The organism is Streptosporangium carneum (assembly GCF_027922005.1).
Classification (GTDB): domain Bacteria; phylum Actinomycetota; class Actinomycetes; order Streptosporangiales; family Streptosporangiaceae; genus Streptosporangium; species Streptosporangium carneum.
The window spans coordinates 37,312-62,056 of the sequence record NZ_BSEV01000025.1; the positions used below are offsets into that span (position 1 = coordinate 37,312).

Annotated in this window: 25 protein-coding genes and 1 tRNA gene; 20 read left to right on the forward strand and 6 right to left on the reverse strand. The window is 69.8% G+C overall.

Going from position 1 to position 24,745, the window contains the following annotated elements; all coding sequences use genetic code 11:
• Positions 1 to 7 precede the first annotated feature (7 nt).
• The 4 genes from rlmB (at position 8) to PKF00_RS35050 (ending at position 3,965) form a co-directional block, all read left to right on the forward strand.
• A complete protein-coding gene (rlmB, locus tag PKF00_RS35035) occupies positions 8 to 976 on the forward strand; it encodes a 23S rRNA (guanosine(2251)-2'-O)-methyltransferase RlmB (RefSeq protein ID WP_271222008.1) in 969 nt (322 codons plus the stop codon).
• A 62-nt stretch (positions 977 to 1,038) separates the two neighbouring features.
• Positions 1,039 to 1,111 (forward strand) — tRNA-Thr (locus tag PKF00_RS35040).
• A 487-nt stretch (positions 1,112 to 1,598) separates the two neighbouring features.
• Entirely contained in the window at positions 1,599 to 1,895 is a 297-nt protein-coding gene (locus PKF00_RS35045; protein ID WP_271222009.1) for a hypothetical protein, read from the forward strand.
• Positions 1,896 to 2,354: 459 nt separating this feature from the next.
• Complete coding sequence (locus tag PKF00_RS35050; RefSeq protein WP_271222010.1) at positions 2,355 to 3,965, forward strand: flavin monoamine oxidase family protein; 1,611 nt, start codon at positions 2,355 to 2,357, stop codon at positions 3,963 to 3,965.
• A gap of 601 nt (positions 3,966 to 4,566) precedes the next feature.
• Here PKF00_RS35050 and PKF00_RS35055 read toward each other — a convergent pair.
• Complete coding sequence (locus PKF00_RS35055; RefSeq protein ID WP_271222011.1) at positions 4,567 to 4,953, reverse strand: hypothetical protein; 387 nt, start codon at positions 4,951 to 4,953, stop codon at positions 4,567 to 4,569.
• A gap of 54 nt (positions 4,954 to 5,007) precedes the next feature.
• Positions 5,008 to 5,157: a hypothetical protein gene (locus PKF00_RS35060; protein WP_271222012.1), complete on the reverse strand. Its 150-nt coding sequence runs from the start codon at positions 5,155 to 5,157 to the stop codon at positions 5,008 to 5,010.
• A 136-nt stretch (positions 5,158 to 5,293) separates the two neighbouring features.
• Between PKF00_RS35060 and PKF00_RS35065 the strand changes: the two genes are divergently transcribed.
• Entirely contained in the window at positions 5,294 to 5,935 is a 642-nt protein-coding gene (locus tag PKF00_RS35065) for an HAD-IA family hydrolase (protein ID WP_271222013.1), read from the forward strand.
• A 132-nt stretch (positions 5,936 to 6,067) separates the two neighbouring features.
• On the opposite strand, the gene PKF00_RS35070 is transcribed toward PKF00_RS35065, so the two are convergent.
• Together PKF00_RS35070 and PKF00_RS35075 are read right to left on the reverse strand one after the other, a co-directional pair.
• Complete coding sequence (locus PKF00_RS35070; RefSeq protein ID WP_271222014.1) at positions 6,068 to 6,544, reverse strand: GNAT family N-acetyltransferase; 477 nt, start codon at positions 6,542 to 6,544, stop codon at positions 6,068 to 6,070.
• Between the two features lie 741 nt (positions 6,545 to 7,285).
• Positions 7,286 to 7,618, reverse strand: coding sequence for a PadR family transcriptional regulator (locus PKF00_RS35075; RefSeq protein ID WP_271222015.1), 333 nt, complete (start codon positions 7,616 to 7,618; stop codon positions 7,286 to 7,288).
• A gap of 267 nt (positions 7,619 to 7,885) precedes the next feature.
• Here PKF00_RS35075 and PKF00_RS35080 point away from each other — a divergent pair, with 267 nt between their 5' ends.
• The 12 genes from PKF00_RS35080 to PKF00_RS35135 all read left to right on the forward strand — a co-directional run bounded on the left by PKF00_RS35080 (position 7,886) and on the right by PKF00_RS35135 (position 19,093).
• Positions 7,886 to 8,431: a flavoprotein gene (locus PKF00_RS35080; RefSeq protein ID WP_271222016.1), complete on the forward strand. Its 546-nt coding sequence runs from the start codon at positions 7,886 to 7,888 to the stop codon at positions 8,429 to 8,431.
• A 237-nt stretch (positions 8,432 to 8,668) separates the two neighbouring features.
• Positions 8,669 to 9,196: a hypothetical protein gene (locus PKF00_RS35085; RefSeq protein ID WP_271222017.1), complete on the forward strand. Its 528-nt coding sequence runs from the start codon at positions 8,669 to 8,671 to the stop codon at positions 9,194 to 9,196.
• A 75-nt stretch (positions 9,197 to 9,271) separates the two neighbouring features.
• On the forward strand, positions 9,272 to 10,270 hold the full coding sequence (locus PKF00_RS35090) for a fimbrial biogenesis chaperone (protein WP_271222018.1): 999 nt from the start codon (positions 9,272 to 9,274) through the stop codon (positions 10,268 to 10,270).
• A gap of 287 nt (positions 10,271 to 10,557) precedes the next feature.
• Positions 10,558 to 12,438, forward strand: coding sequence for a glycosyltransferase family 2 protein (locus tag PKF00_RS35095; RefSeq protein WP_271222019.1), 1,881 nt, complete (start codon positions 10,558 to 10,560; stop codon positions 12,436 to 12,438).
• A gap of 68 nt (positions 12,439 to 12,506) precedes the next feature.
• Positions 12,507 to 13,538 carry an energy-coupling factor ABC transporter permease gene (locus tag PKF00_RS35100; RefSeq protein WP_271222020.1) on the forward strand — a complete coding sequence of 344 codons (1,032 nt, stop codon included), beginning with the start codon at positions 12,507 to 12,509 and terminating at the stop codon, positions 13,536 to 13,538.
• Entirely contained in the window at positions 13,538 to 14,302 is a 765-nt protein-coding gene (gene cbiQ, locus PKF00_RS35105; RefSeq protein ID WP_271222021.1) for a cobalt ECF transporter T component CbiQ, read from the forward strand. Before PKF00_RS35100 ends, cbiQ begins: the two co-directional genes overlap by 1 nt.
• Positions 14,299 to 15,030, forward strand: coding sequence for an energy-coupling factor ABC transporter ATP-binding protein (locus PKF00_RS35110; RefSeq protein WP_271222022.1), 732 nt, complete (start codon positions 14,299 to 14,301; stop codon positions 15,028 to 15,030). The genes cbiQ and PKF00_RS35110 overlap by 4 nt, the downstream gene beginning before the upstream one ends.
• A 358-nt stretch (positions 15,031 to 15,388) precedes the next feature.
• Entirely contained in the window at positions 15,389 to 15,739 is a 351-nt protein-coding gene (locus tag PKF00_RS35115) for an STAS domain-containing protein (protein ID WP_271222023.1), read from the forward strand.
• A 33-nt stretch (positions 15,740 to 15,772) separates the two neighbouring features.
• Complete coding sequence (locus PKF00_RS35120) at positions 15,773 to 16,546, forward strand: SDR family NAD(P)-dependent oxidoreductase (protein WP_271222024.1); 774 nt, start codon at positions 15,773 to 15,775, stop codon at positions 16,544 to 16,546.
• Positions 16,547 to 16,555: 9 nt separating this feature from the next.
• Complete coding sequence (locus PKF00_RS35125) at positions 16,556 to 17,320, forward strand: crotonase/enoyl-CoA hydratase family protein (RefSeq protein WP_271222025.1); 765 nt, start codon at positions 16,556 to 16,558, stop codon at positions 17,318 to 17,320.
• A gap of 136 nt (positions 17,321 to 17,456) precedes the next feature.
• Positions 17,457 to 18,101 carry a rhomboid family intramembrane serine protease gene (locus PKF00_RS35130; protein ID WP_271222026.1) on the forward strand — a complete coding sequence of 215 codons (645 nt, stop codon included), beginning with the start codon at positions 17,457 to 17,459 and terminating at the stop codon, positions 18,099 to 18,101.
• A gap of 107 nt (positions 18,102 to 18,208) precedes the next feature.
• A complete protein-coding gene (locus PKF00_RS35135) occupies positions 18,209 to 19,093 on the forward strand; it encodes a GntR family transcriptional regulator (RefSeq protein WP_271222027.1) in 885 nt (294 codons plus the stop codon).
• A gap of 236 nt (positions 19,094 to 19,329) precedes the next feature.
• Here the strand turns inward: PKF00_RS35135 and serC are convergent, their stop codons facing one another.
• Together serC and PKF00_RS35145 are read right to left on the reverse strand one after the other, a co-directional pair.
• Positions 19,330 to 20,439 carry a phosphoserine transaminase gene (gene serC, locus PKF00_RS35140; protein WP_271222028.1) on the reverse strand — a complete coding sequence of 370 codons (1,110 nt, stop codon included), beginning with the start codon at positions 20,437 to 20,439 and terminating at the stop codon, positions 19,330 to 19,332.
• Positions 20,440 to 20,619: 180 nt separating this feature from the next.
• Positions 20,620 to 21,726 carry a citrate synthase 2 gene (locus PKF00_RS35145; protein ID WP_271222029.1) on the reverse strand — a complete coding sequence of 369 codons (1,107 nt, stop codon included), beginning with the start codon at positions 21,724 to 21,726 and terminating at the stop codon, positions 20,620 to 20,622.
• 168 nt (positions 21,727 to 21,894) lie between these two features.
• On the opposite strand from PKF00_RS35145, the gene pdxH reads away from it, so the two are divergent.
• From pdxH to PKF00_RS35160, 3 genes are all read left to right on the forward strand, one after another.
• A complete protein-coding gene (pdxH, locus tag PKF00_RS35150) occupies positions 21,895 to 22,548 on the forward strand; it encodes a pyridoxamine 5'-phosphate oxidase (RefSeq protein ID WP_271222030.1) in 654 nt (217 codons plus the stop codon).
• A 59-nt stretch (positions 22,549 to 22,607) separates the two neighbouring features.
• The gene (locus PKF00_RS35155; protein ID WP_271222031.1) at positions 22,608 to 23,855 is read left to right on the forward strand and encodes an MFS transporter; all 1,248 of its coding nucleotides are present in this window, start codon (positions 22,608 to 22,610) and stop codon (positions 23,853 to 23,855) included.
• 158 nt (positions 23,856 to 24,013) lie between these two features.
• Positions 24,014 to 24,718, forward strand: coding sequence for an iron-dependent transcriptional repressor DtxR (locus tag PKF00_RS35160; protein ID WP_271222032.1), 705 nt, complete (start codon positions 24,014 to 24,016; stop codon positions 24,716 to 24,718).
• Positions 24,719 to 24,745 lie beyond the last annotated feature (27 nt).

A 24,745-nucleotide genomic window follows, 5' to 3' on the forward strand; every position in this document is an offset into this window, starting at 1 on the left:
ATACACCATGGCTGGTGGGGGTAAAGGGTCCGGGCGACCCGCGAAGAAGAAGAGTCCGACCAAGGGCACGGGCGGCAACGTCCGTCGCGGTCTGGAGGGCAAGGGAGCGACCCCGCCCGCGCACATGCGGCACTGGCACAAGGACAAGGCCAGGGGCGAGCGGATCGAGCGGGAGGAGAGGACCGGAAGGCCCTCCTCCCCGCGCACCCAGGTCCGCGCCAGGCGAAGCGAGGACGCCCCCGAGTACATCGGCGGCCGCAACCCCGTCCTTGAGGCGCTGCGCGCCGGTGTGCCCGCGAGCGCGCTGTACGTCGCCCTGCGCATCGACAACGACGACCGGGTGAAGGAGGCCGTCCGCATCGCCGCCGACCGCGGCATCGCGATGCTGGAGGTCGGCAGGGAGAAGCTGGACCGTCTCACCGAGGGCGCGATCCACCAGGGCGTGGCCCTGCAGATCCCGGCGTACGAGTACGCCCACCCCGAGGATCTGGTCCGCATCGCCCAGGACGCCGCGGAGACGCCGCTGATCGTCGCGCTCGACGGCGTCACCGACCCGCGCAACCTCGGAGCCATCGCCCGCTCCGCCACGGCCTTCGGCGCCCACGGCCTGCTCGTCCCCTCCCGCCGCTCGGCCGGGGTCACCGGAGGGGCGTGGAAGACCTCCGCGGGCACGCTGGCCACTCTGAGCGTCGCCCGCGCGGTCAACCTGACCGCCACCCTGCGCGAGTACCGCGAGGCGGGGCTGTTCGTCGTCGGCCTCGACGGAGAGAGCACCGTCGAGATCGGCGACGCCAACCTCCTCGACGGCCCGCTGGTCGTCGTCGTGGGCTCCGAGGGCAAAGGCCTGTCCCGCCTGGTCCGCGAGTCCTGTGACCTGGTCGTCCGCATCCCCATGAACGCCGCCGCCGAGTCGCTCAACGCGGGCGTCGCAGCGGGCATCGCCCTGTACGAGGTGGCCCGCCACCGCCGCCGCTAGCCTTTCACGTTCTCATCGGTGACGCCTGGGGTCCAGGCCGACTAGACTCATCAGGCGACCGTGCCGACGTAGCTCAATCGGCAGAGCAACAGTCTTGTAAACTGTAGGTCAGGGGTTCGATTCCCCTCGTCGGCTCGTTTACGAAGGCCCAGGCCAGGGGCGTGATCCCCAGGCCTGGGCCTTTGTCGTCCCCGGGCCTTCCGGCAGCCGCGCGCCACCTGCGTGCCACAGGTGTCTCGGCCTTCGTCTCCGCGCCGTCTGGAACGCGCCGCTGCCCGAACGCGGGCCGACGATCGCCACTGGGTGGCTGATGTCCACTGTGGCCGGGGAGGACCGCGGATCCGGGGGTTGTCGCTCCCCCCCGGCTCGCGGGGAACGCGGCCGATCACCGAGTGCCGTGCGAGCCAATGAGCCGGACGCCTCCGGCGGGGCGTCCGGTTCCGGGATGATCGTCGTGGGCGAGTCAGGGGGGCGCAGGGTGGCGCCGATCCTCCTCGAAGGCCGACAGGAGCACGAGAGGAGCGTGACGATGACTGCGCACAGGACTGATGCAAACGCCCCGCGCGAAAGGCGGGCAGGGGGTGGCCTCTGGGGTCCCGTTCTGGCGAACCTCGGACTCGGTGTGCCCGCGAGCGTGCCGCTCTACCTGGCGTGGTGGCTGTTGACCGAGTACGTGCCGATGGACTGCGGGAGCGTGGAAGACCTTGCCAGGCCCGGTCTCGCCAACTGCAACCACACGACCCTCGATCACGCGTTTCCCGTCATGCTTCTCCTGGCGGTGACCGGCGTGTTCGTCTTGGCATCGGTGGTCGTGATCGACGTGGTCCTCCCGCTCCGGCGCGGACGAAGGCCGGCGGCATGGCTTGGCGCGGCCGCGCTCATCCCCGTGCCGTTCGCGGTGTGCCTGCTGCTGGCCTGACGACCGGCGCTGCTTTCGGTCCGGCCTCCGAGGAGGATCGGCGCACCGGGTTCGCACAGGTCATGAGCTCGCCGGAGTCGCGGTTCGGGGTGCGGCTCACCGCCGTGCCGGCGCGTTTCGGGAAGGCCGGGGGGAAACGTCGGTCCAGGTGGGGCCGTTGGGGACCGTACGAGGAAGAGCGCTCCCGTCCCGGTGCGGTGGCCGGTGAGGTCCGGCACTGTCACATGATCGCCGAACGCCGTGGGATGAAGATCGGTGATCATTTGGGAGTCGAGCTTCAAAGGCGCGCGGCAAATGGTACGCGACGGCTTCCACAAGACATAGGAAGAATGCTGTAGTCGAATGTCAATGTTTGTCATCCGAGGAGTAAGTCGCAAAAGGAGGCTCCTATGTAACATCCCCGTAATCGGGTGATTCTTCCCTGAATCCGATGTACTCACCCCCTGTATCGGAGGGCACATGTACAGTGACCGACTGACGCGCCGGGCGTTCGTGAACCTGGTCGGTCGCGCCGGGGGCGCCGGAGCCGCGTACGGAACGCTGACGGCGATGGGGCTGTTACCTGTGCCGGAGGCCTATGCCGGTCGGCCGAACCTCGCTCAACGTGGCGGTGGGCAGGGCGTCAAGGTCGCGGTGATCGGCGCCGGCATCTCCGGAATGGTCGCCGCGCTCGAACTCTCGGCCGCGCAGTACGAGGTGCGGGTCTTCGAGGCGCAGGACCGGGTCGGTGGCCGGATCAGGACCTACCGCGGTGGAGACACCGTTGTCGAGAACAATTCGACCCAGCGTGTCGACTGGGACCGGGATCCGCGCCTCTACTTCAACGCGGGGGCCGCGCGAATACCCCATCATCACGAGGCGCTTCTGCAGTACTGCCACGACCTGGGAGTCCCGCTGCAGGTGTTTGTCAATGACAATCGCAACGCCTATCTGCACGGCGACGACGCGTTCGGCGGACAGCCGCAGCGCGCCCGCCGTGTGATCAACGATACGCGGGGGGCGGTCGCGGAGCTCGCGGCGCGCGCGCTCCGTCACGACCTGGACCGTCAGATATCGGAGGAGGATCTCGCCCGGGTGCGTGACTTCATCCAGACCATCGGCGCGCTCGACGAGAACTACCGGTACCGCGGGTCGTGGAGCTCCGGGTACGCGGAGCCGCCGGGAGGGCCCACGCCGGGCCGCATTCTTGAGCCACTCGACCTCGTCGAGATCGCCAAAGGCGGGTCACTGCCGTGGCACGTGATCTTCGCTGAGCGTTACGACCAGCAGGCGACCATCATGGAGCCGACAGGCGGCATGGACGCCGTCGCGCGCGCCTTCTACCAGCGGACCCGGCGGTTCATCACACTCAACGCGCAGGTGACGAAGCTTCAGCGGCTGGGGTCCGGCGCTCGTGTCACCTGGCGCGACCGGGCCACCCAGCGAGTGCGGGCCTGGGAGGCCGACCATGTGATCGTGACGGTTCCACTGCCGGTCGTCGGCGCCATCGACAGTGATTTCTCGCCCAAGGTGAAACGGGCCGTGGAAGCGGGCGCCCGCCTCTACGTGCCCGCTGTCAAGGTCGCGTTTCAGGCGGAGCGACGGTGGTGGGAGCAGGATCACCGGATTTACGGCGGCATCTCATGGACCAACCGGGACATCACCCAGATGTGGTATCCGAGTTCAGATATTCACGGACGCAAAGGCATCCTTGTCGGCGCCTACATCTGGACGAACAGCATCGGGAAGTCCTTCGCGGCGATGACCCCCGCGCAGCGCGCCGCCGCGGCGGTCGCCGACGGTGAACACCTGTTCCCGGGCTATCGCGGCCTGGTTCAACGCCCCGTCTCCATCGCGTGGTCGAACGTGCCGTTCCAGGGAGGGGCGTGGGCCGAGTGGGGTGACGACCCGACCGCGCGCCGCGACGTCTACCCCGTGCTTCTGCCGCCGGACGGGCCGTACTGGTTCGCGGGCGAGCACATGAGCCACATCAACGGCTGGCAGGAAGGCTCCATCCGCGCGACGCATCACGTGCTCCAGGGCATTCAGACGCGAGTCGGCTCCAGGCGAGCCGAGGCCCACCCCGACTAGCGTGCGGCCCTGTCGGGCCTGTCGATCTTCAACGCGTGAGGTCGCGACGGCTTGAGGACCAGGCCGGTTCCGGCACCCGCCGATCAGACGTGACCGATGCGGGACCTTCTTCAACCCACGCCTGATCACACGCACCAGGCGGTCGGGTCGGGTTCTCCTCAGGTCGGCGTCACTCCAGTCAGGTCGGCGTCACTCCAGGCCCTCTCGGCGAGTCCGGCCTGTCCGGAGCGGCTCGCGGTCGATCCTTTGACCCGCAGAAGCGCTTTCTCACCGCGGTGGCGCACCGCAGTGAGAAAGCGCCGGCAGAAGCGGCCACGATGACGTGTGCCCCGAAACACGATGACGTGTGCTCTAAAAACCGCCCATGACACCCATGTCGATCGGGCTGGAGGGGTAGCCGCCGTGAGCTTCCACTCTCCGCCGGGTCCTCCACACTGCCGAACCGATGTTTCTCTCGTTGACAGAAACGCGGCGGCGACGCTGTTTCCAGTCGAAAACGGCAGCCCAGACGGCCAGAGCGAAGAGGGGGGAGAGAAGCACCAGAATCGCCGTCATCATGATTTCCTTTCTCTGGAATTCCAGCCTACGCTCTCCGTCTTTTTCACGAGCTCGGTCGATCGGATCTTCTTGACGCGTCGCCCTCCCGCCTGGACGGGCGTTCCCGCCTCCGTCGTTCCCTGATCGTTTCGACGGCAGTCATGCCGAGAGTCGCCACGACGAGGCCGCCGACCAGGCCTACGACGGTGGCCACCGGAGTGCCCCAGATCCCGGCGGTGAGTTTGACGGTGAGGTGTGCGCTGACGATCCACACATGGAGAAAAAAGATGACCTTGACAGCCGTCCATGCCCAGCGGGCCAACGTGCCCTTGAGGGTGCGGGGCGGCGGTGGCGGTGACGGGTCGGCGGTCCATGTCATGGCGTCCGGTGAGCCGTGCCAGTCGGAGAGGACGTCGTCGAGCGCGGCCAGCGTCTCGTCCGGGTCGCGCACAGGAGTCTCCTCGGTGTCGTGGCCAGGGGGCGGCGCGGCGGCTGGACGGAGGCCCTACGGGCCGGTGTGCGGGAGGTGCATGACCGGGGCGACGCTCCACAGCATGTCTCCCAGCACCGCCAGCGTCCACCATGCGCCCGCGGCGAGGGCCACGCCCAGCAGGAGCGCCATCACGATCAGTCGTATGAGCGAGCGTCGGGTCATACGGGGTGAGACGCGGTCAGGGCGGTTGTGGTTCGGGCGGACCGGCGGAACCCACCCCGAGAGGGGCATGACATCTCGTGGTCCCCAGCCTGGCTCACTGGACACCGTGCCCGCTGTCTGTGGCACCCTCTGACCCATGGCGATCAAGGCTTTGCTGTTCGACGTGGACGGGGTGTTGCTGGACTCCAGCGCGACGCACCGGCGAATCTGGAACGCCTGGTCTCAAATGCGCGGGCTGGACGGAGAGCGGGTGTGGAGCTTGACTCACGGTCGCCGCCCAGAGGACACCGTCCTCGACGTCGCCCCCGACCTGGACCCCGTCGCCGAGCGCAAGGTGTTGAACGATCTGATGGTCAGGGAAGGCGACTCCTTCCCGGCGGCGCGTGGGGCCGCAGCCCTGTTGGGCGGGCTGGAGCGGCACCCTTGGGCACTGGTCACCTCAGGCAGCCGAGGCCCGGTTCACCGGCGCTTCAAGCTCGCCTCGCTCCCGCTGCCCTCGGTGCAGATCTACGGCGAGGACGTCAGGCGGTCAAAGCCTCACCCCGAGGGTTATCTCAGAGCGGCCGAGCTCCTCGCGACGGATCCCGCCGACTGCGTCGTGATCGAGGACACACCCCATGGGATAACCGCGGGGAGGGCGGCCGGGTGCGCCGTGATCGCTGTGGCCACCACCCACGCACCTGATGCTCTGGTCGAGGCGGACGCTTGTTTCTCCTCGCTCGAGGAGGCGACGCCGTGCCTTCTCACGATGATCGGGGATCCCTCGGCATCGCGATGAGCGCGCGACGGTCGTGCGGCAGCACGAGCGCACGACCCCCGCTCCCGCCTCCGACGACGCGGCGGACGTGAGAGATCGGAGAACCGTCGAGGCCGTCAGGGCCAGTGGACGCGCCGGCTCAGGGAGGCCGGATCAGCGGGACCGGTCCTCGGCGTCGTCGGTCAGCGAGAGCATCACATGCTCGTGCTCGCCGTGCTGTTCTTTCTCGACGCGTCGAAAGCCGCATTTCTCCAACAGGCGTACCGAGGCTGTGTTTCCGACGAACGGATCGGCGTAGAGCGGGCGGGTCCTCTCACGCTGAAGGAAGAGGGTCAGCGCCCTGGTGCCGACGCCCCGGCCCCAGTAGGGACGACCGAACACGTATCCGATGAAGCGCCTGTCGTGATCCCACCATGCCACGACGTTGCCGGCGGGCTCGCCGTCGACGGTGACCGTCTGCACCAGGACGGTGGGGTCTCCCAGGACTCTCGTGGCCCAGTGGGCCATGAAGGCCTCCCGCTCCCGGGGGACGAACTTCGACCGCTGAATCGTCTCCTGGTCGTGCTCGTGCTCCAGGAACAGCTCGAGATCGGTTTCTTCCACATCCCTCAGCCGCACATCGTCGCTCATACTGAGCGAGTGTCACACCGGGCACCGACATTTTCCGGCTCTGTCCGGGGCCGGCCGGCGCGCCGAGATCGGCCTGGCCCGTCGTGCCGTCCGCTCACCGCCTCTCGCGAGGGCGACGGTGTCCTCTCCGGTGTTCGACTCGGGTACGGCGGGCGGCCGGGGACGCCCACGTGGGCGCGTACGACGATCCGCACGCCGGAACACGGCCGGAACACGGACAGAGGCCCCGGCTCCCCTCGCCGGAGTCGGGGCCGGCCTGTCAGTCGGCCGCGAGTTGCTCGGCCTCGGTGTGCAGTGCCTCGACGAGAATCAGCTCCAGGCGGAGATCTGTGTCCACGAGGTCGTCGAGTGTCGCCATGTGCCCTCCTGTGAAAAGACGGGCCGGCGGCCGTACAGGTTGCGTCTCATAACAGAACGGCATGGAAAACCGAACGGCGAGGAAAGTGAAAAGTCCCTTTCCGGGCTGATGGAGGGTGCTTTCCGGGAAGTGGCCGTTCCTTCACGGTCGTTCTTCCGAATCGCGGGTCGCCCTCTCGGAGGGGTGTGTGACGCGCCGTTTCGACTGTTCGATCCGGCTCGCGTCCGATGTCCCGGGCGCGCCACGAAGAACTCAGGCGGTCCCGGACCGGCTCAGGACGGTGGGCTCTGTCAGCCGTCAGCAAACGGTCCAGGCGGACGGCCTCCGCGCTCAGGTCGTGCCCTGCCGGGTCGTCGCCGGTCGTAGCGGAGCGTCCCCGACGGTCACATCGCGCCACCGAGGTCCGGACGCAGGCGGAGCAGGCCGGTCGCCCTGGTCCCCGCCCTGGCCAGAGCGGCGCGGGCGTGTTCGGCCCCGTCCGAGGTGAGGTGGTAGTAGCGGCGGCGGGGTCGTCCCTGCTCGTGGGGGTCGATGTCCTCGAAGCGCGATCGCAGCCAGCCGACGCCCTCGAGGCGGGCGAGGATGGGGTGGATGGTGCCGCTCGCCAGGCCGGAGGCGGCGCATATCTCCAGCCCGTACATCTCGCGTGTGGGATCGGCGAGAAGGACGCGGAGGACGAGCTGGGTCGGCAGGGTCATGCGTGGAGTGGTGCCCATGCTTTAACACTAGCTAGGCATGAGATGGGAAACATCCGGTTCGTTGGCTTTTGTCCATTGTGGGGCTTAAGGGGGCGGCTGTGAGGGCCGGGGAGTCGGCGTGTGGGGGCGGGGCCGCTCCGCGATCCTGGGATGGCCGAGACTGGTGCCCATGAGCGCATCCCCGCCCCCGGTTCCCCTTCCGCGCCGGTCTCCAGGTTCCGGCACGGGCCGTGACGACGCGGCGAGAGCCGTCCCGGTGCCGGCGGGTCTCGCGGGAGGGCTCCGATGACGGGGCGGAAGGGTGTTCTCTACGTGGTCGTGTGCGCCGCGGCCTCGGCCGTGGGGGTGGGCGAGCTGATCGCGATGGCCCAGGACGAGGGGTGGGCCGTCCAGGTCGTGGCCACCCCGTCGGCGCTGGGCTTCGTCGACGTTCCCGAGTTGGAGGGGCTGACCGGTCGTCCTGTCAGAAGCGGGTACCGCAGGCCGGACGAGCCCAAGCCGCCCCGAGCCGACGCGATCGTCGTCGCCCCCGCGACCTACAACACCGTCAACAAGTTCGCCCAGGGCGTCGCCGACACCTACGCCCTCGGTCTCATGGCGGAGGCCCCGGGCCTCGGCATCCCGGTGGTCGTGGTGCCGTTCGTCAACAGCGCCCTCGCCTCCCGGCTGCCGTTCCGCCGCAGCGTGGAGACCCTGCGCGCGGAGAGGGTGTGCGTGCTCCTCGACGAGGAGGGGCCGGACGCCTCCGGCTCGGAGGACGGCCGTACGGACGCCCGGCCATGGCGGGCGGCCCTGGACGAGATCGAGGCAAGACGGAACGCGGGGGCCTGAGAGGGGCCTGAAGGGCCTCATTTCGCCGGTGGGTGTGTCCCTTGCTGTAGACGGATATCCCTTTTTTCGTTTTCTTGACCATATGACATTCGGATCAATTGTGGACATATATTCACGAGTCGCCCGCTAGGGCGAGAACACGACCTCCATGGAGCTTGCACTCCACGTTGTCCCATAACTACTATCGGTGAAAAAGATCTTGGGGGGGTCTTTATGTCATCGATCTTTATGTCGGCAATGTCCAGAATCAAACCGTTCATGCTGGCCATGGCCGTGGTCGGCGCGACGGTCGGAGGGGTCTCCGGTCAGGCGTCGGCGGCCCGCGCGGACTTCGACTCCGACAGTACGGTGGCGAACATCCAGGTGGGTCTGTCGATCACGTTGAGTGATCTGACCCCCTCGTTCACCCTCGCGGGCAACCCGGGCGAGACGGTGACCGCAGGAGACGGCCTTCCCGTCACGATGCGGGTGACGACGAACAACTTCGCCGGTTACGTCGTGACCGTCCAGCCCGCCGCCGTGGACCTCGCCGGCGCGGTCTCCGGCAACCTCGACCGCATCGCGTCGGGCCTGCTCGAGGTTCGAGGACCCGCCCAGGGCGACTTCACCCCGCTGGCGTCCGGCGCCCCCCTCGAGGTGGCGCGCAAGACCTCGAGATCGGACCCCGGCGGCGACATCATCACCAACGACTACCGGATCACGATTCCCTTCGTCCGTCCGGACACCTACAGCGGCACGCTCAACTACGTCGCGACCACCCTGTAGTCCGCTTCTCCTTCGTCAATCACTCGTCCAACGACCGCAATGGGGGGCTGCGCAGTGGCCGGAAGGCTTCAGCGCATGATCGTCGCACTTCTGACGGCGGGCGTCGCGGTGCCGGCGGTGGGGCCGGGGGCGTCGGGCGCGGCCCCCAGGCCTGACTTCTCCCTGACGGTGAGTCCGACGCGACTTCTCGTGGGCCCCGAGCACATCGACCGTGTCCAGACGTTTCAGGTCTCGAACGACGGGCGGCTGCCGATCGACATCGTGGTGAACAGGACGAGCTTCACCGCGGACAAGGACGGGAAGATCGTCTTCGCGGAGGACGCCCCCTATTCGGCGGCCGACTGGATCAAGGTCAGTCCGGCCTCCTTCCACCTGGCTCCCGACGAGGACCGGCAGGTCACCGTACGGATCGCCCCTCCCGAGAACCCGGACAACGGCGAGCACCAGGTCGCGGTGCTCTTCGTCGCGCCTCCCGGCTCGAAGACCGGCGCCGACAACATCAAGATCAACCGTGCGATAGGCACGCCGATCTACGTCACCGTTCCCGGGCCCGTGGACACCTCGGTGCGGGTCGGGGCCCTGCGCTCCGCGGGGTTCTCGATGGGCGGTCCCGTCGACTTCGGGGTCACCGTCGACAACCTGGGCACCGTGCACCGCGACTTCTTCGGCCGCGAGGGGCTGAGCGTCGAGGTGAACGGAAGGGAGGTCCCGTTCCCCGACTTCACCGTGCTGCGCGGGACCAGCAGGGACGTCACCGTCCGGTGGGCGGATCCGCCGCTGATGTGCGTCTGCCACGCCGAGGTCTCGCTCGCCGGGGCGGCCGGGACGGCCGGCCGGAGCGTCACCCTGCTCATCTTCCCGCTGCACCTGTTCGCGATGCTGCTGGGCGTGGCGGTCGCGCTCTACGTCCTCGTGCGGCTCGCGCGCCGCCGTTACCGGGCTCACCTGCTCGGCGCGGCCAGGGCGCTGCGCGACGCGGAGGGGGACGGTCCGGGCGGACGTCCGGGCGGACGTCCAGACGGACATCCAGGCGGACGTCCAGACGGACATCCAGACGGGCAGGGGCGGGTGTAGCCGGATCCCGGCACGGCGCCTCCCCCGACGCCTCCGGGGAAGCCGGGGCGCAAACCGCGCCGACCGGATGTTTTCCCCCCGCATGACGATCGCGGCGTGAAGGTGAGGGGACCAAGACGTCGGATCGGCCGCGCGCGGGCGGCTCTTCGTCACATACTGAAACGCTACGTAACTTTGAGTGACCGACGAGGGGCACGGCGGTGACGGGGACGATCCTTCAGCCAGTCCGCACGGGGCAGGGCAGTCAGGCCACGCGGGAGAGCCGGACCGCGGGGGAGTGCGAGATCGTGACGCGGGATGAGGCCGCGGGGGAGCGGGGGAGCGCGCGCGAGGAGGCGAGCCGCCCCGACATAGACGTCACTGTGATCGTTCCCGTCTACAACTGCCGTCCCTACCTCGACAGGTGTCTGACCTCGCTGCTGGTGCAGCGGGTCAGCAGGGAGATCGTCGTCGTGGACGACGGCTCGACCGACGGCAGCGCGGAGCTGCTCGACCTCTACGCCTCCTACCACCGGGGCGTCATCAGAGTCGTCCACCTGGAGCACTCCGGCGGCGCGGGACGTCCCCGCAACGTGGGGCTCTCCCACGCCCGGGGCGCATACGTGTTCTTCTGCGACGCCGACGACTACCTCGGCCCCGAGGCGCTGGAGCGGATGCTCGCGATGGCCGAGCGCAACGGCTCCGACATGGTCCTCGGGAAGATCGTCGGGCACGACCGCAGGGCGCCGGTCTCGATGTTCCGCGAGAGCGCGGAGCGGATCGCGCTCGGGGACAGCTCCGTCTACAACAGCCTGAGCTGCTTCAAGCTGTTCCGCAGGGAGATGCTGGAGCGGCACGCCATCCGTTTCGACGAGACGCTGCTGGTGGGTGAGGACGTGTTCTTCACCACCCACGCCTACTGTCACGCGGGCGTGATCTCGGTGGTCGCCGACTACGACTGCTACCACCTGGTCGCCAGGTCCGACGGCAGCAGCATCATGCAGCGGCCGGGCAGCCGCGACCCGGTCTCCTGGCTGCGGATGATGAAGGGGCCGATCGAGTTGATGGTCCGTCACGTGCGTCCCGGCGCGCTCCGCGACCACCTGCTCAGGCGTCACTTCCGGATGGACGCCCTCAGTAACCTCGGCAGGCCCTTCCTCGAGGCGGAGGAGGGCCAGCGCAAGGAGATCGCCGCCGAGGTGGCCGACATGTGCGAGCGGTGGCTGACCGACGGGGTCCGCGACCGGCTCAGCCCCATCGACCGCAGCCGCCTCGCCGCCCTGCGGGACATCGACCGCCTGGTACGGCTGGCGCACATCGAGTCGGCCGTCGTCCGCAGGGAGCTCACCGGGCTCCACTGGGAGCAGGAGGGCGGGCTGGTCGTCTCGGGCAGGGTCGCGCTGAGCGCGCTGGAGCAGAAAGAGCGTCCCGAGCTCGTCGCGGGCGGCCTCGCCCTGGTGCTGCGGCTGCGCGACGGCGGAGCGAAGCGGCCCGTCGAGCTGGTGCTCCCCGTGACCGGCGACCACGAGGGCTTCACCGGCGTCGTCGACGTCGCCGGGCTGTCCTCCGGCGTCTGGGACGTCTACCTGAACGTCGAGTGCGAGGGCGTCACGCGTCTGGCGCGGCTCGGCGCGGACCGGGACGGGCGGATCGTCCAGCCCGTGCCCCGTGTGATCGGCGGCGTCGTGGCCCTGCCGTACTTCACCAGGCCGCACGGCAACCTCAGCCTCGACGTCGGCGGGCACGTGGTGACCGTCCCCGGAAACGCGCGGCTGATCCGGGCCCGCTGGGCCCTCGGGCACAGGCTGGTGCTCGACGGCGAGGTCAGCGTGGGCGCGGCCAGTCCGGGGACGCGCACCGTGCGCCACCTGGTGTGGCGGGAGCGGTGGTCGGGGCGGGAGCGGCGCGAGCCGGTCGAGGTCGAGGCGGGTGGCGCGTTCGCCGCCAGGCAGGCGCTGGGCAGGCTGGGCCCGGGCACCTGGGACGCCTACCTGGAGCTGGACCTGGGCGGACCTCCGGCGCGCTTCAGGATCGAGGCGGAGGCCGAGGCGATCGCGCCGCCGCGCACGTGGTGGCGGGGGTTGGTCAGGCGCAGTGTGAAACCGTACGCCACCGCGGGCAAGGGACGGCTCAGCACGGTGGTGCGCACCTTCACTCCCCGGTCGTTCGTCCGGCGGGTGTTTCGTTAATGCCACTATCTTGCAAGTACAAGCCCATGGCCTAAAGTAGGAAGGATTTCGCACTTCGGAGGCTTGTGGTGCACGTACCCGATGGCTTTTTCAACGCAGCCGTGTCGATCTCGGCGGGGGCCGTCGCGGCCACCGGTGTGGCGTTCTGCCTGCGCGGCGCCCGCAGAGAGCTCGACGACAGGACCGCGCCCATGGCGGGCCTGGTCGCCGCCTTCATCTTCGCCGTCCAGATGCTCAACTTCCCCGTCGCGGCCGGAACCAGCGGTCACCTGCTCGGCGGCACGCTCGCCGCGATACTCGTCGGACCGCACACAGCCGTGTTGTGCGTCGCGGTCGTCCTGCTCGTGCAGGGCTTCTTCTTCGCCGACGGCGGCCTGACCGCGCTGGGCGTGAACATCACGCTCATGGGCATCGTCGCCGTCGTGGCGGGCTGGGCCGTCTTCCGCCTGATCACGAAGGCGAGCCGGGGCAGGGGCGCGGTGGTCGCAGCCTCCTTCGTCGCGGCCCTGATCTCCGTGCCCGTCTCGGCGGTGACCTTCGCCCTGCTGTTCTGGGTCGGGGGCACCGCGCCCATCGAGGTCAGCACGGTCGCCGCCGCCATGGGCGGCGTGCACGTGCTCATCGGCATCGGCGAGGGGCTGATCACCGCGGTCACGGTCAGCACCGTGCTGGCGGTCCGCCCCGACCTTGTGTACGGCGCGCGGGGCCTGGCCGCGCCGCTGGTCCTGCGGGGAGCCGACGGCGAGGCCGTCGTCACCGGGGAGCCGCGGGCGCAGGGCGCTCCGCGCCGCATCGGCTGGTTCCTGCCCGCGGGCGTCCTGGTCGCGGCGCTGCTGGCGGGGATCGTCAGCTTCTACGCCTCCTCCTCGCCCGACGGCCTCGAGCGGGTCGCCGAGGACAAGGGCTTCAGCGGCCAGGCGGCCGACCACGCCCTGGCGGACCAGCCGCTGGCCGACTACGGCGAGGCCGGAGACATCCCGGTCGGGCTCGCGGGCCTGGTCGGCGTCGGGGTGACCCTCGCCGTCGGCGGCGGCCTGTTCTTCGCGGTGCGACGCCGCAGCAGGGGTGAGGCGTCGGCCAGGGACGAGGTCTCCGCCTAGTGGGCGCGGGCCACCAGCACCAGCTCTACCGGGCGGGCGACACACTCGTCCACCGGCTTCCGCCGCAGTGCAAGCTGGCCGCGGTCGCGGCCTTCGCGCTGGTGGTGGTGGCGACTCCGCGTGAGTGGCTGTGGGTCTTCTGCCTCTACGCGGCGCTGCTGGCCGGGGCGGCGGCGGTGGCCAGGGTGCCGCCGGGGTTCGTGCTGCGGCGGATGGCGGTCGAGATCCCGTTCGTGGTGTTCGCGGTCGCGCTGCCGTTCATCGGGCTGGGTGAGCGCGTCTCCCTCCTGGGGGTCTCGCTCAGTGCCGAGGGGCTCTGGTCGGCCTGGAACATCCTGGCGAAGGCGACCCTGGGAGTGGCCGCGAGCGTGCTGCTCGCGGCCACGACCGAGCCCAGGTTGATGCTGCTGGGCGCGCAGCGCCTGCGGCTGCCGCCGCTGCTGGTGCAGATCGCCATGTTCATGCTCCGCTACATGGACGTGATCGTCGACGAGATGCGCAGGATGCGGGTGGCCAGGGAGTCCAGGGGGTTCACGGCCAGGGACGTGCGGCACATCCCGGTGGTGGCCAAGTCCGCGGGGGCGCTGTTCATCCGTTCGTACGAACGCGGTGAGCGGGTGCACCTGGCGATGCTCAGCCGGGGCTACAGCGGTTCGATGCCGGTCATCCAGGACCTGTCCGCGTCGTCGCGTCAGTGGCTCGTCGCCGGTATGTTGCCGGGCGTGGCGCTGGTGGCGCTGCTCGGGACATGGGGGCTGGCATGACGTCGTCGTTGGAGGTGAGCCGTCTGGCGTACGCCTATCCGGACGGCACGCAGGCGCTGTTCGGCGTCGACTTCACGATCGGGCGCGGGGAGCGGGTCGCGCTGCTCGGTCCGAACGGCGCGGGCAAGACCACGCTGGTGATGCACCTCAACGGCATCCTGACCGCCGGGCACGGCACGGTGACCGTGGCCGGGCTGCCGGTCGGCAAGGCGTCGCTCAAGGAGATCCGCAGGCGGGTCGGGCTCGTCTTCCAGGACCCCGACGACCAGCTCTTCATGCCGACCGTCAGGGAGGACGTGGCCTTCGGCCCCGCCAACCTCGGGGTCGGGGGAGAGGAGCTGGAGCGCCGGGTGAAGGACGCGCTGGACCGCGTGGGCATGCTGGAGGCGATCGACAGGCCGCCGCACCACCTGTCCTTCGGGCAGCGCCGCAGGGTGGCGGTCGCGACCGTGCTGGCCATGGAGCCGGAGATCCTGGTGCTGGACGAGCCGTCGTCCAACCTGGACCCCGCCTCCCGCCGTGAGCTGGCCGAGATCCTCAGAAGTCTCGACGTGACCGTGCTGATGGTCACCCACGACCTGCCCTACGCGCTGGAGTTGTGCGATCGCGCGCTCATCCTGTCCGGCGGCGTGATCGCCGCGGACGGGCCCACCAGGGAGATCCTCGCCGACGCCGACCTGCTCGCCGCCCACAGGCTGGAGCTGCCCTACGGCTTCGCACCACCCTGACCGCGGTCAGGCGTCTGATCACGGGATCTGCCGGGAGGCCGGGCGATCGGCGGTGACGCATGCCATGCGCGGCGACACGCCGAAATAGCGATTTATGCCCTCTGGACCGTGTTATCTGTGATTTTTCCGGTATAAATCCGCGTGAGTCGTGGAGGAGACAACGGGGTCAGAGGGAGCGGCGGCGAGCCGGGCGACGGACGCCCGGGAGTCTCGCCTGGCGTGACCTCCAATGAGGTAGGGGCGATATGCAGCTTTCATGGCTCTACCTCCCCTCCGCGTGAATGATCACAGAGTCGCAGGACCTCACATACGGTGATGGCGAAGTAAAGTGGGTCTGCCTCATGGGCGAGGAGGACTGATGAAGCTACGGCTGGCTCGCCGTGCCGTCGGTGACGCCGTGGTGGTGGCCGTCGAGGGCGAACTCGATCTGTTCACCGCACCCTTTCTGCGAGACGAGGTCCGTGACGCCATCAAGCTCGACGGCGCCCGGCTGGTCCTCGACCTCACCGCGCTGTCGTTCATGGACTCCAGCGGCCTGTCCGTGCTCATCGAGGCGTGGCGGCTGGCCACGGGAGAGGGCGGCGGAGTCAGCCTGGCCGCCCCCCAGGCCCCGGTGGCCAGGATCCTGCGCACCACGGGGCTCGACCGGCGCATCAAGGTGTATCCCGACGTCGGCAGCGCCGTCGGCGAGATTCAACCCCCCGCGTAGAACTTCATTCGGTAGCCGCGTTAAAGTCCGCTCATGGACCTGAACGGAGCAGCAGCAATCATCTCGGGCGGCGCCAGCGGCCTCGGCGAGGCCACGGCTCGTGACCTCGCCGCGCACGGGGCGACCGTGGTCGTCGCCGACCTCAACGAGGAGCGCGGCAAGTCCCTCGCCGACGAGCTCGGCGGAGTCTTCGTCAAGACGGACGTGTCCGACGAGCAGCAGGTGCAGGCGGCGGTCGACGCGGCCGTCGCGACGGGCAGGCCGTTGCGCGTCGTGGTCAACAGCGCGGGCATCGGCTGGGCCACCCGTACGGTCAACCGCGACGGCTCGCCGCACGACCTGGCCTCCTACCGCAAGGTCATCGAGGTCAACCTGATCGGCACCTTCAACCTCATGCGCATCGGCGCGGCGGCCGTCGCCAAGACCGAGCCGATCGACGACGACGGCCAGCGCGGCGTGATCGTCAACACCGCCTCCGTCGCGGCGCTCGAGGGCCAGACCGGCCAGGTCGCCTACTCGGCGTCCAAGGGCGGCATCGTCGGCATGACCGTCCCCGCCGCGCGGGACCTGGCCGCCGTCGGCATCCGCGTCAACACGATCTGCCCCGGCATCATCGACACCCCGATCTACGGCTTCAACGCCAACGCCGAGGAGTTCAAGGCCAAGCTCGTCGCCCCCGTGGTCTTCCCCAAGCGCATGGGCAGGCCGTCGGAGTTCGCCCACCTCGTGCGCTCGGTGATCGAGAACGACTACATGAACGCCGAGGTCATCCGTTTCGACGGCGGCATCCGCTTCCAGCCCAAGTAGGAGTCACCGGTGTCTGACGAGGTTCTGGTCGACGTCGACGGCGGCGTCGCCGTCATCACGATCAACCGTCCCCAGGCGAGGAACGCCGTCAACGGCGCGGTCGCCAGGGGCATCGCCGCGGCCCTGGACGAGCTGGAGGAGCGCGCGGACGTCTCCGCCCTCGTGCTGACCGGAGCGGGCGGCACCTTCTGCGCGGGCATGGACCTGAAGGGCTTCCTGAAGGGCGACCTGCCGCACGTCGAGGGCAGGGGGTTCGGCGGCATCGTCGAGTCGCCGCCGAGGAAGCCGATCGTCGCCGCCGTCGAGGGCTACGCCCTGGCCGGGGGTTTCGAGCTGGCGCTGGCCTGCGACGTCATCGTGGCCTCCCAGGAGGCCAGGTTCGGGCTGCCCGAGCCGAAGCGCGGCCTGGTCGCCGCGGCGGGAGGCGTGATGAAGCTGCCACGGCGCATCCCCTACCACGTCGCGATGGAGCTCGCCCTGACCGGCGACCACTTCCCGGCCTCGCGCCTGTACGAGGTGGGCCTGGTCAACCACGTCACGCCCGCGGGCGAGGCGCTGGCCAAGGCGGCCGAGCTGGCCGCCAGGATCGCGGCCAACGCCCCGCTGGCGCTCGCCGCGACCAAGCGCGTGATCGTCGAGTCCGCTGACTGGAGCCACGAGGAGATGTTCGCCAGGCAGGCGGAGATCATCAACCCCGTGTTCGCCTCGAAGGACGCGATGGAGGGCGCGGCGGCCTTCGCCGAGAAGCGCGCCCCCCAGTGGAGGGGCGAGTAGCCCTCTCGTGCCGGGTGCGACCTAACCGGTCGCCCCCGGCGCGTTTCCGGCCTGGAGTGCGTACGGTAAAGGTGTGGACGGGTGCGGCGGGGGCACTTGACCTCCACTCGACCGCTCCGAAGGCCAGGAGAGTGCATTGAACGACCACGGGACCCGGTTCTCCCCCACAGAGCGGTCCTCAGGCGAACGGCTCAGGCGCAGGGCCGGGAACCTGGCGGCGGGCGCGGCGGGCGCGGCGATGCTCGTCATCGTCCTGGTCGCGGTCATGTGGGCGGTCGAGGTCGCCGACTACGTCCTCCCCGGAGACTTCGACGCGTACGGCATCAGGTCGTGGAACGTCGAGGGACTGGGCGGCATCTTCCTCGCGCCCTTCCTGCACGCGGGGTTCGGCCACCTCATGGCCAACTCGCTGCCCTTGCTGATCCTCGGCTTCCTCGCCGCGCTGCGCGGACTCGGCAAGTTCCTGCTCGCCAGCCTGATCATCATCGTGGTCAGCGGGCTGGGCGTCTGGTTCACCAGCTCGCCGTACATGGTCACGGTCGGCGCGAGCGGCCTGGTCTTCGGCTACTTCGGGTTCGTGCTCGCCAGAGGCCTGTTCGACCGTCGCGTCCTCGACATCGTCATCGGCGTCGGCGTCGCGGCGGCGTACTACTCGATCATCTGGGGAGTGCTTCCCGGGGAGGCGGGCATCTCCTGGCAGGGACACCTGTTCGGCCTGGTCGGCGGGGTGGTCGCGGCCTGGTTCCTGCGCCGCAGACGCTCCCAGGCCCCCGCCTACTGACCCCCTCCTCCCGAGCCCCGGCCGCCGAGCCGCCGGGCCTTTCCCGCAGCCCGCTTTAGGGGAGCTAAAGTTGCTCTGACGACGGCTTTCCCCTGGAACGGACACTCGTGCGAGAAAAAACTCCCGACGACTTCGCCCTGATCGCCGACCCGGTCGAACGCGCCAGGTCGATCAGTCGCGTGATGGCGGAGCAGCAGGACCTGATCGCCCAGCTGGCCAGGCTCCGCCGCACCGCCGTCGCGGAGGCGCGGGCCGCGGGGGTCCGCCAGGACGCGATAGCGCGGAGCCTCGGCGTGACCCCGGGACGGGTGTCGCAGATGGCCTCGGCCGGAGCGAGGGACGTCGCGGACGAGCCCTGGGACGCCTGGGGCGCGACGGGAGAGGCCGCTGACAGGCTCCCAGAGGGGCCTCAGGGGCCTGACGGAGAGCTTCCGATGTCCAGGGTCCCCCGGGTGACGGTACGGCGCGCGCTGCCCACCCAGCCCGCCGTACGGGGGTCGGCGTCGCTCTTCATGACCGAGGCGGGCGCGCAGGGGATCCGCCCGAGCCGCCGCATGCTCCATGTCGGCCCCGAGCCGGCCTCGGACCACGTCGCGGCCGCGCTGCGCGTCGAGCCGGGCACCGAGGTCCTGGCCCGCAGGAAACTGCTGCTCGCCGACGACGTGCCGGTGCGGATCGCCACCAGCTACTTCCGCCTCGACGTCTTCGGCGGCACGCCGATCTGCGCCCCGGACTTCGTACGGCCGACCCTGCAGGCCGGGATCGAGGCCCTCGGCCACCGCTTCGGTCACGCGGAGGAGCACCTGGTCGCCCGCCCGCCCGTCGGGTTCGAGGCGGAGACCCTGCTGCTCGACCCCGGCGAATGGGTCGTGCAGGTGCTGCGTGCGAGCTACGGCGACGACGGGACCCCGGTCCACACGCTGGAGACCGTCTGCGCCGCCTCCCGTCACGTCTTTCCCATCGCCCAGGTCACGGGCGCGGACGAGTTCTGACCCGCTCATGACGAGGGCGCGGCGCCGGCGGGCGTCACCGCGCCGCACGCCGTCCGGAGGCGCCGTCCGGAGGCGCCGTCCGGAGGCGCCGGTCGGGCGGGCGTCACCGCCCGCCGTGCCGGCGCTCCGGACGACGGAGACCGGTGGACGGCGGGCCGGTGACGCCGAACCGGTGGACGGCGCGTCCGTGGCCGCCGAGCCGGTCGTGGCCGTTCGCTCCTTCTCGGGGCGGCTGACTACAGGCGCTCGACCACGTGGTCGATGCACCTGGTCAGGGCCTCGACGTCGTCGGGGTCGACGGCCGGGAACATCGCGATGCGCAGCTGGTTGCGGCCGAGCTTGCGGTAGGGCTCGGTGTCCACGATGCCGTTGGCGCGCAGGACCTTGGCGACCTCGGCGGCGTCGACCTCGTCGGAGAAGTCGATGGTGCCGACCACGTTCGACCGGAACTCGGGGGCGGCGAACGGCGTGGTGTAGGAGGTCTTCTCCGCCCACGTGTAGAGCCGCTGGGCCGAGTCGGCGGTGCGGGCGGTGGTCCAGGCCAGGCCGCCGTTGCCGTTCATCCACTCGATCTGGTCGGCGAGCAGGAACAGCGTCGAGACCGCCGGGGTGTTGTAGGTCTGGTCCTTGACGGAGTTGTCGATCGCCACCGGCAGGCTGAAGAACTCGGGGACGTACCGGCCGCTGCCGGAGATCTCCTCGACCCTGGCCAGCGCGGCCGGGGACATCAGGGCGATCCACAGACCGCCGTCGGAGGCGAAGCTCTTCTGCGGGGCGAAGTAGTAGACGTCGAACTCGCTCGCCTGCACCGGCAGGCCGCCCGCGCCCGAGGTCGCGTCGACCAGGACCAGCGAGCCGTCCTCGCCGACCCGCCTGATCGGCATCGCGACGCCGGTCGAGGTCTCGTTGTGGGTGAGGGCGTAGACGTCCACGCCCTCCTCGAGGCGGGCCTCCGGGTGGCTGCCGACCTCGGACTTGATCACGGTCGGCTCGCCCAGCCACGGGGCCTTCGCCACGACGGAGGCGAACTTCGAGGAGAACTCGCCGAAGTGCAGGTGCTGCGACTTCTCACGGACGAGGCCGAAGGCGGCGATGTCCCAGAACGCGGTGGTGCCGCCGTTGCCGAGGACGACCTCGTATCCCTCGGGGAGGGAGAACAGCTCCCGCAGGCCCGCGCGGACGCGGCCCACGAGCGACTTGACGGGCTTCTGGCGGTGAGAGGTGCCCAGCAAGCTGGATCCTGAGGCGGCCAGAGCTGAGAGCTGCTCCGGTCGCACCTTCGAGGGCCCGCAGCCGAAACGGCCGTCGGCGGGCTTGATGTCAGAGGGAATCACGATGTCAGCCACCTGAACAGCCTACTGAGCCCGCCGGTCGCTCCCGCCCTGGGTCCGGATTTTGAGACGGGCGTGGCGCGCCGGGCGAGACGGGGAGGCCGCCCCCCGCGGCCCCCCGCGGGGCGTCGGGAACGCGAAACGGCTGCCGCGCGAGGGGACGCGCGACAGCCGTGAGGGCACGGGTCCGTGGGCTCAGAAGGAGCCGATGACCTCGGAGGCGCCGGGGACGTCGTTGATCGAACGCTGCGGCGGGCCCACGTAGTTGGCGCTGGGGCGGACGAGCCTGCCCGTGCGCTTCTGCTCGAGGATGTGCGCGGCCCAGCCCGCGGTGCGGGCGCAGGTGAACATCGAGGTGAACATGTTGGAGGGGACTTCGGCGAAATCCAGGATGACCGCGGCCCAGTACTCGACGTTGGTCGCGAGCACCCGGTCGGGCTTGCGGGCGTGCAGCTCTTCGAGGGCGGCCTGCTCCAGAGCGACGGCGACCTCGTAACGCGGCGCGTTGAGCTCCTTGGCGGTACGGCGGAGCACGCGGGCCCTGGGGTCCTCGGCGCGGTAGACCCGGTGACCGAAGCCCATGAGCCGCTGACCGCTGTCGAGCTCCTGCTGGACCCACTTCTTGGCGTCGCCGAGCTTCTCGACGCCTTCGATCATGTGCAGCACGCGGGCGGGGGCGCCTCCGTGCAGCGGACCGGACATGGCGCCGATCGCACCGCTCAGCGCCGCGGCGACGTCGGCCCCGGTGGAGGCGATGACCCGGGCGGTGAAGGTGGAGGCGTTCATGCCGTGCTCGGCCGCGGACGTCCAGTAGGCGTCGATGGCCTTGACGTGCTTGGGATCGGCCTCGCCCCGCCAGCGGACCATGAACCGCTCGACGATGCTGTTGGCCTTGTCGACCTCGCTCTGCGGAACCATCGGCAGGTTGAGGCCGCGCGCCGACTGGGCCACGAAGCTGAGGGCGGTCACGCTGGCGCGCGCCAGGTCGGCGCGGACCTGCTCCGCGTCGATGTCGAGCAGCTGGCGGAAGCCGTACGCGGGGGCCAGCATGGCCAGCGCGCTCTGCACGTCGACGCGGATGTCACCGGAGTGGACAGGAATGGGGTACGGCTCCGCCGGGGCCAGGCCCGGCTGGAACTTGTTGTCGACGAGCAGGCCCCACACGTCTCCGAAGGAGACGCGACCGACAAGCTCCTCGATGTCGACGCCCCGGTAACGGAGGGCGCCCCCTTCTTTGTCCGGTTCCGCGATCTCCGTCTCGAAGGCTACTACGCCTTCGAGCCCGGGTTTGAAGTCGGACATTCTCGGCCGCCTCCCTTTCTTGAAGTCAAAGCCTTGATGTCGAGATACCGGCGGGTCATATTCAACCCCCTGGGGCTCGGTGGCGTGCCGCCGGACCCACCGGAACGCGATCGTCCCAGGTGGGGGCGGTGCGCATGCTCTCCGTCAAGCACGGGAGAATACCTTCCCGTGGATGCCACCTCGCGCCCGCCTTCGCTCGCCGGGCTTCGCCGCACCTACGAAGGTCTTCCTCTGCTTGAGGCGGACCTCGCGTCCGACCCCGTCACCCAGTTCGCCCGGTGGTTCGACGACGCCGTGGCCGCCGAGCTTCCCGAGCCGAACGCGATGGTCGTCGCGACGTGCTCGGCGGGCGGGCGGCCGACGGCCAGAACCGTCCTGCTCAAGGGCTACGACGACAACGGGTTCGTCTTCTACACCAACTACGAGTCCCGCAAGGGCCGCGACCTCGCGGAGAACCCACGGGCCAGTCTGCTGTTCCCCTGGCACTCGATCCGGCGCCAGGTCCGGGTCGAGGGGTGGGTGGTACGGCTGCCTCGGGAGGAGTCCGCCGCCTATTTCAAGTCCCGTCCCTACGGGTCCCGCATCGGAGCGTGGGCGTCGCGGCAGTCCGCCGTCGTGCACTCCAGGCAGGAGCTGGACGACCGGTACGCGGAGCTGGCCGAGCGCTGGCCGGAGGATCCGCCCGTGCCCGACTTCTGGGGCGGGTTCAGGGTCGTGCCCTCCGAGGTGGAGTTCTGGCAGGGGCAGCTCGACCGCATGCATGACCGCCTCCGCTACCGTCGCTCGGGAGCCTCATGGACCGTCGAACGCCTGGCCCCCTGACACCGCTACCCTGCCTTTACTGATATATCCCCTTATGTCCGGCAGGCTGAGGGGGATGCGTGGGGTTCGGGGATTTCGTACGGCGGCTCGCCGTGGACACCAGTCCACTGAGGGTCCCGGCCTACCGGCGGCTCTGGATGGGACAGGGCGTCTCCTTCATCGGCTTCCAGATCACCTCGCTGGCGGTCAGCGCCCAGATCTACGACGTGACCAAGTCGTCCTTCTGGGTCGGCATGCTCGGCCCGGCCAACCTGATCCCCCTGGTGATCTTCGGCCTGTGGGGCGGGGCGGTCGCCGACGCGGTCGACCGGCGCAGGCTGCTCATCGTCGGCTCGCTGATCGCCTGGACCGCGACGGTCGGGCTGCTGGTCCAGGCCGCCCTGGGGATGGCGAACATCGGCCTCCTTCTGGCCACCGTGGCCGTGCACGCCACGGGGTTCGCCATCACCGGGCCGACCAGAGGGGCGATCATCCCCAGACTGGTCCCGGTCGAGTTCGTCCCGGCGGCCAACACCCTCAACTTCCTGGTCGGCAACCTCGGCACCGTGATCGGCCCGCTGGTCGCCGGCGTCGTGCTCGCCCAGGGCGGCGTCGCCGTCGCCTACCTGATCGACGTCCTGCTGTTCGGCGCGGGCTTCTACGCCGCCCTGAGGCTGCCGCGGCTCGAACCGGTCGGCGAGGTCAGCCGTCCCGGCCTCCGCTCCGTCGTGGACGGCCTGCGCTACATCTCGGGCAACCCCGTGGTGATGATGTCGTTCGTCGTGGACATCATCGCCATGGCCTTCGCGCTGCCCAGGGCGCTGTTCCCGGAGATCGTCGCCGAGCGGTTCGGCGGCTCGCCGCTCGCGTTCGGCTGGCTGGCGGCGAGCGTCTCGATCGGCTCCGTCGTCGGAGGCCTGCTGTCGGGCTGGGTCGGCCGGATCCGGCGTCAGGGCCTCGCGCTGACGATCGTGATCGCCGCCTGGGGGGTCAGCGTCGCCCTGGCCGGACTGGCCGGCCAGTTGTGGCTGATGGTCGCGCTGCTCGCGCTCGGAGGCGCGGCGGACCTGGTCTCCGCCGTGTGGCGGCAGACGATCCTGCAGACCCACGCGCCGGACGACATGCGCGGGCGGATGCAGGGCGTGTTCATGGTCGTGGTCGCGGGCGGTCCCCGGCTCGGGGATCTGAGGGCCGGTGCGACGGCTGTCTGGTTCGGCGCGACGGGCGCCTGGGTGGGCGGCGGGATCGCGTGCGCCGTCGCGGTGCTCGCCGTCGGGCTGGCCGTACCGGCTTTCAGGAGTTACCGGGCTGCCGTGGGGAACGTTTGAGCAGGCCGGGAAGGATTTGGCGGTCACCGGTGTTGCCGTCCATGGCCATCGTGGGTGGATCTCGCAATAGGGTCGGAGTCTGAGAAGTTTCCTGCCCTTGCCGCCCCTCGGGGGAGGTCACCGCGACGGGCGTGGAACGAGATAGGACGGGAGGAGCCTTGACCGCACACGGCCTGATCGACACCACGGAGATGTACCTCCGCACGATCTTCGAGTTGGAGGAGGAGGGGATCACCCCTCTCCGTGCGCGAATCGCCGAGCGGCTTCAGCAGAGCGGTCCCACCGTCAGCCAGACGGTGGCCCGAATGGAGCGCGACGGCCTGGTCAGGGTCGAGGGAGACCGCCACCTGACCATGACCGATCTGGGCCGCACACTCGCGACGCGCGTCATGCGAAAGCACCGCCTCGCCGAGTGCCTGCTCACCCAGGTGATCGGACTGCCCTGGGAGGAGGTGCACGTCGAGGCGTGTCGCTGGGAGCACGTCATGTCCGAGTCCGTCGAGGCGCGGCTGGTCAGCCTGCTGAACAACCCGACGGAGGACCCGCACGGAAACCCCATCCCGGGCCTCGAGGAGCTGGGGGTCGCGGGCCTCACGGGCGTCGGATGGCAGTCGCTGCCGTCGATGGCCGCGTTGGCCGGACCCAGAGATATACCCGTCGTCGTCCGCCGAATTAGCGAACAAGTGCAAAGTGATCCGGCTGTGATGCTTAAACTCAAGCAAGTTGGGATACAACCCGGACGCGAGGTAACGCTCGCGGCGAGCGACGACGGTGTGCGGGTGACAGGTGACGACGAGGCGGAGAATACTCTGGCGGACCTTCCGCGAGACATCGCCGCGCACGTTTTCGTCTCCACCCGCTGACCAAGCCCTCTCTGCTTGGTTGAATTC

Coding starts and splice junctions, on each gene's coding strand:
- PKF00_RS35050 (WP_271222010.1), top strand. CDS start 2,355: ATGTACAGTGACCGACTGACGCGCCGGGCGTTCGTGAACCTGGTCGGT.
- PKF00_RS35120 (WP_271222024.1), top strand. CDS start 15,773: ATGGACCTGAACGGAGCAGCAGCAATCATCTCGGGCGGCGCCAGCGGC.
- PKF00_RS35085 (WP_271222017.1), top strand. CDS start 8,669: ATGTCCAGAATCAAACCGTTCATGCTGGCCATGGCCGTGGTCGGCGCG.
- PKF00_RS35065 (WP_271222013.1), top strand. CDS start 5,294: ATGGCGATCAAGGCTTTGCTGTTCGACGTGGACGGGGTGTTGCTGGAC.
- PKF00_RS35080 (WP_271222016.1), top strand. CDS start 7,886: ATGACGGGGCGGAAGGGTGTTCTCTACGTGGTCGTGTGCGCCGCGGCC.
- PKF00_RS35075 (WP_271222015.1), bottom strand. CDS start 7,618: ATGGGCACCACTCCACGCATGACCCTGCCGACCCAGCTCGTCCTCCGC.
- PKF00_RS35145 (WP_271222029.1), bottom strand. CDS start 21,726: ATGTCCGACTTCAAACCCGGGCTCGAAGGCGTAGTAGCCTTCGAGACG.
- PKF00_RS35060 (WP_271222012.1), bottom strand. CDS start 5,157: ATGACCCGACGCTCGCTCATACGACTGATCGTGATGGCGCTCCTGCTG.
- PKF00_RS35115 (WP_271222023.1), top strand. CDS start 15,389: ATGAAGCTACGGCTGGCTCGCCGTGCCGTCGGTGACGCCGTGGTGGTG.
- PKF00_RS35110 (WP_271222022.1), top strand. CDS start 14,299: ATGACGTCGTCGTTGGAGGTGAGCCGTCTGGCGTACGCCTATCCGGAC.
- rlmB (WP_271222008.1), top strand. CDS start 8: ATGGCTGGTGGGGGTAAAGGGTCCGGGCGACCCGCGAAGAAGAAGAGT.
- PKF00_RS35070 (WP_271222014.1), bottom strand. CDS start 6,544: ATGAGCGACGATGTGCGGCTGAGGGATGTGGAAGAAACCGATCTCGAG.
- PKF00_RS35090 (WP_271222018.1), top strand. CDS start 9,272: ATGATCGTCGCACTTCTGACGGCGGGCGTCGCGGTGCCGGCGGTGGGG.